This is a genomic window from Mycobacterium sp. NGS61 (assembly GCF_059812325.1).
Genome location: NZ_JCALCL010000004.1, coordinates 419,980 through 430,619 on the forward strand (window position 1 = coordinate 419,980; position 10,640 = coordinate 430,619).

11 protein-coding genes are annotated in these 10,640 nt (G+C 64.5%); 4 read left to right on the top strand and 7 right to left on the bottom strand.

Features of this window, described 5'->3' with window-relative positions:
• The first annotated feature begins 82 nt into the window (after positions 1-82).
• Positions 83-2,053, top strand: coding sequence for an SIMPL domain-containing protein (locus AC5Y3Z_RS12045; RefSeq protein WP_473138602.1), 1,971 nt, complete (start codon positions 83-85; stop codon positions 2,051-2,053).
• 152 nt (positions 2,054-2,205) lie between these two features.
• On the opposite strand, the gene AC5Y3Z_RS12050 is transcribed toward AC5Y3Z_RS12045, so the two are convergent.
• The 6 genes from AC5Y3Z_RS12050 to AC5Y3Z_RS12075 form a co-directional block, all read right to left on the bottom strand.
• Positions 2,206-2,730: a hemerythrin domain-containing protein gene (locus AC5Y3Z_RS12050; protein WP_473138601.1), complete on the bottom strand. Its 525-nt coding sequence runs from the start codon at positions 2,728-2,730 to the stop codon at positions 2,206-2,208.
• 9 nt (positions 2,731-2,739) lie between these two features.
• Complete coding sequence (locus AC5Y3Z_RS12055) at positions 2,740-3,627, bottom strand: ferredoxin family protein (protein ID WP_473138600.1); 888 nt, start codon at positions 3,625-3,627, stop codon at positions 2,740-2,742.
• The gene (locus AC5Y3Z_RS12060) at positions 3,627-4,856 is read right to left on the bottom strand and encodes a cupin domain-containing protein (protein ID WP_473138599.1); all 1,230 of its coding nucleotides are present in this window, start codon (positions 4,854-4,856) and stop codon (positions 3,627-3,629) included. Before AC5Y3Z_RS12060 ends, AC5Y3Z_RS12055 begins: the two co-directional genes overlap by 1 nt.
• Positions 4,857-4,866: 10 nt before the next feature.
• Positions 4,867-5,067 carry a hypothetical protein gene (locus tag AC5Y3Z_RS12065; protein ID WP_463826081.1) on the bottom strand — a complete coding sequence of 67 codons (201 nt, stop codon included), beginning with the start codon at positions 5,065-5,067 and terminating at the stop codon, positions 4,867-4,869.
• Between the two features lie 131 nt (positions 5,068-5,198).
• Entirely contained in the window at positions 5,199-6,335 is a 1,137-nt protein-coding gene (locus tag AC5Y3Z_RS12070; protein WP_473138598.1) for a glycoside hydrolase 5 family protein, read from the bottom strand.
• Positions 6,336-6,661: 326 nt separating this feature from the next.
• Positions 6,662-7,036, bottom strand: a complete 375-nt coding sequence (locus AC5Y3Z_RS12075; RefSeq protein ID WP_463826079.1) for a hypothetical protein — start codon at positions 7,034-7,036, stop codon at positions 6,662-6,664.
• A gap of 79 nt (positions 7,037-7,115) precedes the next feature.
• Between AC5Y3Z_RS12075 and AC5Y3Z_RS12080 the strand changes: the two genes are divergently transcribed.
• The 3 genes from AC5Y3Z_RS12080 to AC5Y3Z_RS12090 are packed head-to-tail and all read left to right on the top strand — an operon-like array spanning position 7,116 to position 10,094.
• A complete protein-coding gene (locus AC5Y3Z_RS12080) occupies positions 7,116-8,375 on the top strand; it encodes a sulfotransferase family protein (RefSeq protein WP_473138597.1) in 1,260 nt (419 codons plus the stop codon).
• A 55-nt stretch (positions 8,376-8,430) separates the two neighbouring features.
• Positions 8,431-9,627 carry an MBL fold metallo-hydrolase gene (locus tag AC5Y3Z_RS12085; protein WP_473138924.1) on the top strand — a complete coding sequence of 399 codons (1,197 nt, stop codon included), beginning with the start codon at positions 8,431-8,433 and terminating at the stop codon, positions 9,625-9,627.
• A complete protein-coding gene (locus tag AC5Y3Z_RS12090) occupies positions 9,624-10,094 on the top strand; it encodes a VOC family protein (RefSeq protein ID WP_473138596.1) in 471 nt (156 codons plus the stop codon). Before AC5Y3Z_RS12085 ends, AC5Y3Z_RS12090 begins: the two co-directional genes overlap by 4 nt.
• Positions 10,095-10,175: 81 nt before the next feature.
• On the opposite strand, the gene AC5Y3Z_RS12095 is transcribed toward AC5Y3Z_RS12090, so the two are convergent.
• Complete coding sequence (locus AC5Y3Z_RS12095; protein ID WP_463826076.1) at positions 10,176-10,565, bottom strand: hypothetical protein; 390 nt, start codon at positions 10,563-10,565, stop codon at positions 10,176-10,178.
• Positions 10,566-10,640 lie beyond the last annotated feature (75 nt).

Here is a 10,640-nt window from a genome sequence, read left to right on the forward strand (position 1 = left end):
CAACGCTTTTCGCCAACAAGCTCAACAGCCGCTGTCGCAGATTTGCCTGACCGTGTCAGTGGTCGACGCTACGCTGACCGCCATGGCTACCGAAATTATGGTTCGCGGGTACTTCGCGGCGTCCCGGCCACCGGAGCGAGGCACTGTTCACGCCTCGATCAGCTACGAGGGTCCGTCGATGGAACCGGTGTACAGGCGGGTGGTACGTGACCTGGACGTCGTGCAGAAGTCAGTGGCATCTCTTAAGGACGGCGATAGCCCTACGGTCACCTGGTGGTCCGCCGAGCGTTTGCGCACCTGGTCTACCCAGCCGTGGAATCAGGACGGTGAACAGTTGCCGCTCGTGCATCACGCCAGTGTCGCCATCGAGGTCAAGTTCTGCGACTTCGCCGCGCTGTCGAGTTGGGTCGGTGAGCACGCCACTAACACCGAAGGATTTCGTGTCACTCACATCGAGTGGGCTTTGACGGCGAAACGACGCGATGAGCTGACCCGTCAGGTCCGCGAGCAGGCCGTCCATGACGCCGTTGCGCGCGCCCAGTTATATGCGGATGTTCTCGGACTCGGCACGATCGCCCCCGTTGCGATCGCTGACGCCGGAATGTTGGGTGCGAACCTGTATCCCGACTCAAGCAATGGGCAGCTTTACACCGTGGCGAGGGCCGGACGGGGACAGGCCGTTCAGGAACCCGGATTCGAACTGGTGCCACAAGACATCGAGGTCGCGGCCTCAGTCGATGCGCGATTCGTCGTCGAGGGATTGCCATCAACCATGTTGAGCTCGCACGCTGACGCCACGGAGTCGACGGAACTGGCGTGCGAAGCCAGCGCTGAGGCCTACGTGTGTGAGTTTCGGGACGACGACTCCGGCTATTTGGGCTGGCTCGCCGCCAACCCCAATGGCTACGTGATCAACATCGCGCGCAGCCACAGCGCGACCCAAGCGAGGTTGCACAAGGCCGTTTGCCGGACCATTAGCGTTGAGAACCCACATGGTGGCGCGTGGACCGGGGCATTTGTCAAGGTTTGCGCGGAGCGTCTGGCCGAGCTGGACCGGTGGGCGATCAGCCAGGTGGGGCAACCGATTGGGCGGTGCGGTACCTGCCTTCCTGCGGGCCAGCCTCTCTCACCTAGTCCGATCAAGCCGTCTGAGCAAATGCTAGGCGCCGCGGTGCCCGACGGTCGCTGCGAGGTTGTTGGACCTACGACCGACGGGGCCGTCGTCCAAGCTTGGGCCGATGACTACATCCGTTTCGAACACCTGCCAATCTGGCAAAAGGATCTGCGGGATGAGATTCGAAGTCGCTGCCGACAGCTCGAGCCGTCGACCGAACAGTTGCTGCACGCCACGTTCTTCGGTCCCAAGCTCCCCAACGCCGACATCGAGAACGTGTTGCTCTACTACATTGATTCGTTCAAAGTCGCTGGTAGAAATGGGATTCGCTTCGAGCACGGCGCCGGGGTGCCGGCGGCGCCAAATAGTGCCCCTTACCGGTTTTGTTACCGCTATGCGCTCGCGCCTCGGTCGGGCGCCTTCGACACCTGGCAGCAGGGTCGAACGGTGGCCTCGTTCGACTGGACTGACCTAGGCGCGTTCGCTGGCGAGAAGCAGCTGGCTCAAGTATGGCTGGCGCTGGCCCGCGGCGAGGTCAGAGTGTTTGCGCCAACTGCGCCGGAGACGCCCTTCGCTGTCAGAGTAAAGCTTCGGCCGCCGGTCAATCGCCAGCCGGTTTGGGGTGGGCTGGTGAAGGGAGTCTTCGATGGGGTGATTTGCGCCTTACAGGCTCACATCGATACCGCAGTCCTGCCCGATGTCACGGCGCGGCTCGCGACGCAACTTCCGGCAGATCCCGCTGAGATTGAGTACCGCCTCCTCGATCAACGTCGAGCGGTATTGGGCGCAGTACACAGGCTCGTCTCTCCGTATCGGGCAGGCGTCAAATGGGACCCCTGCGATCATCTCTGCGTGGCCGGGGACTTACTGGCCGCTGAACCGGTCGATGACCGTTGGGCAATTAAGGCTGAGGTATTCGAACTTTCCCGCGAAAGCTAACGACTATTGACAAGGGTTGCGATCCATGTGAATGCGCCAGCTCACGTGTTCCAACAGGACTGCGACGTCCCCAATCCAGCACCTCAACAAGAACGCCGAGAACGCGCTGATGACAGCAACGGAATGCGGCCCCAAGATCGCTGCCTCGATCCTCACGAATGCTTCTCGATGTACTCGTCCGCGTCTTTCTCCCGGTTGCCGACGCCCGAGGTCCCCATGTGCTCGTCGATGAACTGCGCCCACTTCATGGCCAGCTCGTGCCGCAACTCGAGCGAAGCGCTCTTGATGAAGTCCGGCATCGCCTCGCGCTCTTCTTCTTCGAGGTGTTTGCCGTTCTGTTCGCGGGCTTCGTGGACGGCGGCGAACCATTCGTCACTGCCCGGCTCGTGCTGGCGCGACTGCCGGATCGCATCGCGGATCGCATTGTGGTCGGTGATGGCGTCTTCGGTCTCGTCCTCGGGGTCCCCGGACGGATTGCTGGGATGGTCGTGCCCGCCGTGCTTGAGCAGCGCCGGATAGAACACCACCTCCTCGGCTTCGGCATGAACGTCGAGGCGGGCGCTGAGAATATTCCAGATCGCGGCGAGATCCTCGTGGGACTTCGCGTCGTCGAGCCGGAAGAACTGCCGACGAAACCAGTCGTGGTCGGCGTAAACGAGGTCGATGATGTCCGCCATGGCGCCAGCCTAATCCGCCTGCACCGACACCAGGACGAATGTGCGCACCGCGCCGGGAACCGAGGCGCTGCACATCGACAGCAGCGGCTCGGACATCTGTTCTGCGAGAACAACTTTCACGGGCCCGGACGCACCTGCGAGCTCGACATGAATTCCGTCCTCTTTGTGTTCGATCCCCAGTGGCGACAACGCCTTGATCCGGTCCTCGCCGATCGCTTCCCGGGCGAAGTACTGCGCGGCTTGCACGGCATGCGGCAGACAGGTGCGGCCGCGCAGGTACCTGTGGTCCAACCGGCCGTCGAGATACAACGCCACCAAGCCGGCGGAGTCGGTCGAATCCACCCGTCCGTAACAGAGCCCCTCAGGCAACACCAGCATCGTTGCCGCAAACCGGTCGCCACCCAAATGCGAGCATTCCCAGGTGAATTCGGGATACTGTGACGCAATGGTAGCCGCCGCGGCGCGGCCTCGCACGGCGCAGCACTGATCGTGCTTGCCATGTGCACACACCGCGACGAGTGGTCCGGTGGTCAACGAGCCGTCGGAACCGTCCAGCGCGATGTCGAGGTATTCGGCGGGTTCGTTCACCTCCCCGTGGTACAGGGCCTCGCTGCCTTCGTCGCACTGTGCAATGAACCAACGCCAGCGCGGCTTCTCGGGACGGCGTCCCGGCCGACGAATCGCGGTGACCCGCATGCCTGCTGTCTCGAAGCGGCGGCAGATCTGGCGGCCGAGTCCACGATCGATGATTGCCGGCGAGTCGAGGAATGCCGATTTACCCCAGCCGCCGCACAATTCGAGCATCGCCCACGAAGGTCCGGCGCCCGCAGTGCCGTAGATGGGGTCGTTGCGTAGCAGCGACTGGTCGCTGCACGGTGTCCGCTTCGGGGTGCTCATCAAATCTGTTGTGGTGCTGTCGAACTGCCTTCGACTGGGACCAATACCGCCTCGCGCAGCAGACGGCGGATCAATACGATCGAGTCCGCACGGTCGAGGCCGGGTAGCGAATCGGTGGCGACCAGCCCACGATGGAGCGCTTCGATTGCCGGGGCGCACGACTCGGGAAAGGTCATGGTCCGATCCGGTAACCGCAATACAACACGGCCGTCGGATAGTCGCGGCGTGCCGACGAGTCCGCGGCGCCAGCGAACCGGTACCGCGCCGGCCGATTCCGCGGCCTCCATGTTGGCAAGCACCCGGACCGCGGCAGGCCGGGTCCGTTCGGCGTGCCGGTCGGACAGTCGGACAGCTGCACCGTCGCTCAGATCGCCAGCTCGATCCCGCATGACGTCGATCAAGTCAGCCATGACTTTGCTTGTCGTCGCCGCCATTTCATCGCGGTTGGTGGCGTCGATACCCAGCGGCAGCGACCTTCGAAATTCGCTGTCCCCGGCCAGGGTGTCGACGACCGCGCGGACGACGTCGAGATGTGTCAGCGCGGACACCCCGATGGTCATGTGAATCGATGTGGCGTCCTCGGATTGTGCGGAGTGCACCCAACCTCGAGGTAGGTAAAGCGCATCGCCGGCTTCCAGGACGGTGTCGATGACCGGGTCGTCGTCCACTCGGGCGGTGATCTCGTCGCGGTAATCGGTCCACGGTTGGGAGGGCAGCGGGTGCAGGTGGACGGGCTCGTGCACCGTCCAGTGCTTTCGGCCCGACGTCTGCAGGACAAACACGTCGTGGACGTCGTAGTGCGGATCGAATCCGCGGTTGCCCGGCGGGGTCACGTAGGCGTTGGCTTGCACGGGGTGACCCAGATCGTCGACCATGGATCGCACGAAGTCGATCAGCGGCGGCCACAGCCGGTGCAACCCCTGTAGCACGATGGTTGCACCAGATAAGAACTCCGCCAGTACCTTTGCCGAATCCACCTGGTCCGGCATCTCGGCGCCGAAACCGGCCGGTCCGGTATAACAGCCACGGGCGAGCAGGTCACCAGCCCTGGCCATGCGGATGAACGGCGTCCGCACCCCGCGCTCGCTGATCAGCTCGTCGACTGCCGACGGCGACAGCAAATCGCTGAAGTCACGCGGCAACGCATCAGCTCGGCTGAGCAACGGTCTGCGCCCCCAATACTGGGTTGCGAACAACCCAGCATCGGTGGCTATGCAGCGACTGAGCATCGACTAACGGTTAGGCGGTTCCGTCGGCTCCGCCGTCGTGGCCTTCGGGGTTGGAGCCGCCGTCGGCTGGGCCTTCGCCCGCGGATTCGCCCTTGGAGTCGTCGGCAGTCCCGTCGGCGCCGCCGTCGTGACCCTCGGGGTTGGAGCCGCCGTCGGCCGTACCTTCGCCACCGCCGCCTGATGTCGTGATGTCGTCATCGTCGAGTGCCATGATGATCCCTTCTCCTTGATTCCGGAATGCCGGACTGTTGCTGGCTTGCGCCGGTCGCAACCTATCAGCGGCCACGCATCAGGGGGTGTTCACGCGCGCGGCGCCGGTCAAACCCATGATCGGCCAGAAGGTCATTCTTGATTCTGCCCACTGGCCAGCTTCTTGATCAGCTGCATCTCGCCATCGGCAAACGGCCGACCGTTGGGCTGCAATAGGTCGGCGAACCATTGCTTCGGCGGTGTGGTGACCGGTCGATCCCAGGAACTCCACGGCAGATACGTCTGCGTCTTGCCGGCCACCAGACCCCAGTTGAGCGCACCCACATTGTGCCGCTTGGCAATGGGCAGCACACCTTCCACGGTGCTGCCCAGCGATCGCGCCAGATATTCGGTGCAGAGGATCGGGCGCCCCAAGGGAGCGAGTTCGGTGATGCGGCCTTCGAACTGGGACGGCGACCCGTAGTTGTGGAAGGTGATCACGTCGGCATTGTCCAGCTGGATGCCGGCGATCGCGCTGCGGCTGCCGGGGTCTCCCCAATTGCCCTGCCACACCCCACTTGTCAGCGGTTGAGCCGGGTCGACGGCACGTGCCCAGCGGAATACCTGTGGCAGCAGCGCGGCAACCTTGTCCAGTTTGTCCTTGCGTTCCACTTTGCGGTATTCACGGGCGGGATTGTCCGGTTCGTTCCACAGGTCCCAGCCCAGGATGCGGTCGTCGTTGCGGAACTGGCTCAACACCCCGGTGACGTAGTCCTGCAGCACGGGGAAGTAGCGGGGGTCGTCGAGGCGTTCGGCGCCCGGGCTCTGCACCCAGCCGGAATTGTGCACGCCAGGGGTGGGCGCCCGCTGGCGACCGAGTCGGGGGAACGGGTCCCAGCAGGAGTCGAACAACACGAAGAGTGGCTTGATGCCGCGGCGCGCCGCGATGCCGACGAACTGTGCCAACCGGGTCTGGAAGCCCTGTCGATCCTGCGCCCACAGCTGGTCGTGCAGGAAAACCCGCACCGAGTTGATCCCATAGAAACGAGCCGCAGCCAGCTCGTTGTCGATGCGCCGTGCGTCGAAGGTCTGCGCCTGGAACATCTCCAGCTGGTTGATGGCGGTGGAGGTGGTGTAGTTGACGCCGACGAGCCAGCCCTGTGCCTGATACCAGTTGTGGGCACGGTCGGCCGGCCAGCGGCCAGCCTCGGCGGAGGCACGCGGTACCCGAGCCAGAGCCGTGCCCACGGCCAGCGCAAGCGGCAGCTTGAGGGCGGTTCGACGGTCCACGACGCGACGGTAGTTTTCCGCGACGGTGTGTCGGGTGCGGCCCACCGGGGTGCGACACTTTGCGGTTGGTAATTGTTATCGCGCTGTCATCTTGAGCGCGGATACCGTGGCGGGGCCCGGGCCGCACGAGCCCCACCCGTCACCGCTCGGGCGGGCCTGCCGGGGCTGCCCAACTCCGAGCGATATTTCCACCAGAGCGCGACAATCCGCCGTCGCACGTGATGTGGCGGAATATGGAGCCGTGGCCGGACCTGCTGGCGCAATATCGCGGGTAGGTGGAAAAGTCGCGCAGAGTCGGGCAATGGTGGTGGTCGGTCCACCCGGCCCTACGCCGGCGAAAGCTCCCCGCTCACGATCAGCGGAAGCGAGATCATCCCGGCGCCGCCGGTAACCATCAGTACCCAGCGACCGTTCACCGGCAGGGTCACCTCGACGGGGAAGATGGCGAATCCGAGCTCGGCAGCGGTGGCGGCCTCGGGCAATGCGAATTCGATGTTCAACGGAACGTCCTCGGCAGGTGGCCTGATCTCGACCTCGATCCGCCGATCCGGACTGCCGGTCTCCGACTGCGTGAGCACCACCAGCAGGAACTGGGCCAGCCGATCTCGTTCCACCGCGAACCGCAGCAACACCCCGCCCGAGACGCTCAGCTTGTTGTCCACCGCCGAAGCTGCTTCGGCCAGGAACGCCCCCACTATCACCTGGCTGAACCTACGCCGCGACCTGCGGTAAGCCCATACCTCGATATATTCGACTGACCACCGGCCGAGGAGGGTGAGCGTGGATGATGCGGGCCCGGCCGTCGACTTTGACGATCTGACGTCGCCGCAGCTCACCGATGTGCAACGCCAGATCCTGGAGTTCACCGAGGCCAAGCCGGTCGCATTCGACATCGGGAAGATGCGCGCTGAGGCCGGCGAACAAGCCGGCGTGACCGACCTCGACGACACCGACGGCTTCACCGATCGGCTCACCGCGCACGTGGCCGCGATCGAAGCGGACGACGGACTGCGCCAGCTCACCCGGTCGAGTCTGCGGCAGCGGGTCGTGCGGCTGCTGCGTAACCGGATGTCGCTGACCGAACTGCTCAAGCGATATCCGGAGATCGAATCGATTCCTATTGAGAAGCCCTTCATCGTGGTCGGCATGCCGCGCTCGGGCACCACGCATCTGGTCAACCTGATTGCGGCCGACCCGCGTCGGCGTGCTCTGCCGTATTGGGAGAGCCAGGATCCGATGCCGCTGCCGGGCCAAGGTCCCGACGCGTACGGCGTCGACCCGCGCTACACGCGCACCAAGGCCGAACACGACGCATTGATGGCCAGCGCGCCGTTGGTGGCCGCCATGCACGACCGCTATCCCGAAGCCATCGAGGAGGAGGTAGAACTGCTGGATCTGGACCTGGCCTCCTACGTACTGGAATGGCATGCCCGCGTTCCGGATTGGCGCGACTATTACCTGTCGCTGGATCAGCATCACCACTATGCGTATTTGAAGAAGGTGTTGCAGGCATTGACCTTCCTGCGCGGACCGCGAACCTGGATTCTGAAGAGCCCGCAGCACTGTGAGCAACTCGGACCGCTGGTGGCCACCTTCCCCGATGCGACGGTGGCGTTCACCCACCGCGATCCCGCCGCGGTGATCCAATCCGCGATCACCATGATGGCGTATTCGGATCGGTTGCGCCGCAACAGCATCGACCCGGAATGGCTACTGGAGTATTGGAGTGACCGGGTGCACCGGCTGCTCAGCACCTGCGTACGCGACCGCGGTCTCGTCCCGGCCGAGCGCAGCATCGACATCAGCTTCCACCACCTCAACGGCAACGAAATGCCGCTGTTGGAAGAGCTTTACCGCTGCGGCGGCGTCGAACTGACCGCCAAGGTCCGTGACCGTTTCCAGAAGTACCTCGAGGGCAACCCCCGCGGTAAGCACGGCCGCATCCGCTATGACCTACGCCGGCATTTCGGAGTCTCGGCCGACGAACTGCGTGCCCGATTCGCCTTCTATTTCGACAGATTCGAAGTCCGCGCCGAATGAAGGAGGGTCAGTGAGTTTTGAACCGGTGTACCGCACCCGGCCCGGCGCCGACGCGATGCGCCCCGCCTGCGCCGAACACGCCGAGCCGATCGCCCCCGGACTCTGGTGCTCGCCCGGACTGTCGAATACCTACCTGCTGACCACCGACGAGGGACGGGTGATCGTCAACACCGGCATGGGATTCGAAGGCCCAGTGCACCGCGCCAACTTCGATGCGGTCGACTCCGGCCCGGTGCGTTACATCATCTTCACCCAGGGGCACGTCGACCATGTCGGGGGACTGGACAGCGTCCGTGACCCCGAAACCACCGTTGTCGCGCAAGCGAATTGGAAATTGTGGCGGGACGACAACGAACGCCTGATCCCGTACCGGGCCAGCCGCAGCGCGTTCGCCTTCAAAGACACCCTGGCCGACGGTATTCAGGCCATCCAACACCGCCTCGGCACCAAACGACTGCCCGGGCAGAGTGTGCCGGTGGTCGACCTCGACTTCGACGAGACCCTCACGCTACAGATCGGCGAGCGACGGCTGGAGCTGATCTCGGTGCCCGGCGGCGAGACCACCGACTCACTGGTGGTGTGGCTACCCGACGAGCGGATATGCCTGTGCGGCAACACCTTCGGCCCGATTTTCGGCCACATTCCCAATCTCGTCACCATGCGTGGCGACCGGTACCGCGACGCCTTGTCGGCGATCGCCTCCGTCGACCGGGTGCGTGACCTGCGGCCCGAGCTGTTGGTTACCGGCCACTTCGAACCGATCGCCGGAGCAGAACGCATCCACGCCGAACTGACGCGGCTGCGCGATGCGATCGCCCACATTCACGACCAGACCGTGGCCGGGATGAACGCCGGCAAGGATGTGCAGACGCTGATGCAAGAGATCAGGCTGCCCGCGGAATGTGAAGTGGGCCAAGGCTACGGGAAGGTCGCCTGGGACGTCCGGGCCATCTGGGAGAACTACTCCGGCTGGTTCCATCATCGCTCGACCACCGAGCTTTATCCGGTGCGGTTCGATGCCGTCGCCGCCGACGTGGTCGAACTCGCCGGCGCCGATGCCCTGGTCGCGCGGGCCCGGATGCATCTGGACGCCGGACGCCCGGTGCACGCCATCCACTTGGCCGAGCTGGTGGCCGAACAACATCCGGAGGCGCGCGCGGTGCTCAGGGCGGCCCACGAAAATCTGCTCGCCGACAGCACGAATTTCTGGGAAACCGCCTGGCTCACCCGACAGATAGCGAGCAACTCATGACCACGCCGGCATTGAAAGCCGAAGACCTTTACCACACCGGCATCGTGGTTCCCGACCTCGAGGCGGCGATGATCAGATTCACCGCGCTGGCGGGCTACCGGTGGATCAGTCCGATGAGCTACACCCTGCCGTTCCGCACCGCCGACGCAACCCGGGAACTGACCTCGACCATCACATACTCGGTGCAGGCGCCGTATCTCGAACTCATTCAAGAGCTTCCGGGCACGCCATGGGTGGCCGCGCCCGGCAACGCCGTCCATCACCTCGGCTACTTCACCGACAACCTCGCCGACACCGCCCGGCTGTTGCAGGACAACGGCCTCACCTTCGAAATGACCGCTGATGTGCCCGGTTCGGAGTTGGCGATGTTCGCCTACTACGTGGACCCGGATGGCACCCGCATCGAGGTCGTCGACCGGGCCCTGTTCCCCGACTTTCCCGCGTTCGTGCGGTCCCAGGCCCAGTAGCCGTTACGAGCTGACCCTCGCCCATATCGATCATCCGCTCAAGGTGACGGCCGGCGCCCCTGTGCTGGCCGCACACCGCGCTTAGAGACCGAACGACGGCGGCGGCGGCATTTCGGTCACCAGCACCGGCAGCGAGATCGCTCCGGTGCCACCGGTGACCACCATGACCCAGCGCCCGTCCGCAGGCAGGGTCAACTGCAGCTCGAAGAAGGCGAACCCGGGAAACTCTGCGACGGAGGCTTCGGGTACCTCGAATTCCAACCGGATCGGATCGTCGTCGTTGGGCGGACGCATCTCGATCTTGACCTGTCGGTCGGTGTTACCGGGCTCCGCCTGGGTGAGCACCACCAAGACGAACCGGGCCGACCGATCCGGTCCGAGCCCGAAGCGGGACAACACCCCGCCCGATACGTTGAGTTTGTTGTCGACGACGGCGGCCGCGTCGGCCAGGAATGCGCCCGTAAGTATCACGCCGCTGAACCTAGCCCATAGGCGCGGCGGACTGCAGATGCCCCTCGAAGCGGCAGATGCGAAAGCTCCGCCCAA

Bases quoted from the DNA above. Each gene is read 5' to 3' on its own strand.
- AC5Y3Z_RS12045 (WP_473138602.1), top strand. From the start codon at position 83: ATGGCTACCGAAATTATGGTTCGCGGGTACTTCGCGGCGTCCCGGCCA.
- AC5Y3Z_RS12050 (WP_473138601.1), bottom strand. From the start codon at position 2,730: ATGGCGGACATCATCGACCTCGTTTACGCCGACCACGACTGGTTTCGT.
- AC5Y3Z_RS12055 (WP_473138600.1), bottom strand. From the start codon at position 3,627: ATGAGCACCCCGAAGCGGACACCGTGCAGCGACCAGTCGCTGCTACGC.
- AC5Y3Z_RS12060 (WP_473138599.1), bottom strand. From the start codon at position 4,856: ATGCTCAGTCGCTGCATAGCCACCGATGCTGGGTTGTTCGCAACCCAG.
- AC5Y3Z_RS12065 (WP_463826081.1), bottom strand. From the start codon at position 5,067: ATGGCACTCGACGATGACGACATCACGACATCAGGCGGCGGTGGCGAA.
- AC5Y3Z_RS12085 (WP_473138924.1), top strand. From the start codon at position 8,431: ATGCGCCCCGCCTGCGCCGAACACGCCGAGCCGATCGCCCCCGGACTC.
- AC5Y3Z_RS12090 (WP_473138596.1), top strand. From the start codon at position 9,624: ATGACCACGCCGGCATTGAAAGCCGAAGACCTTTACCACACCGGCATC.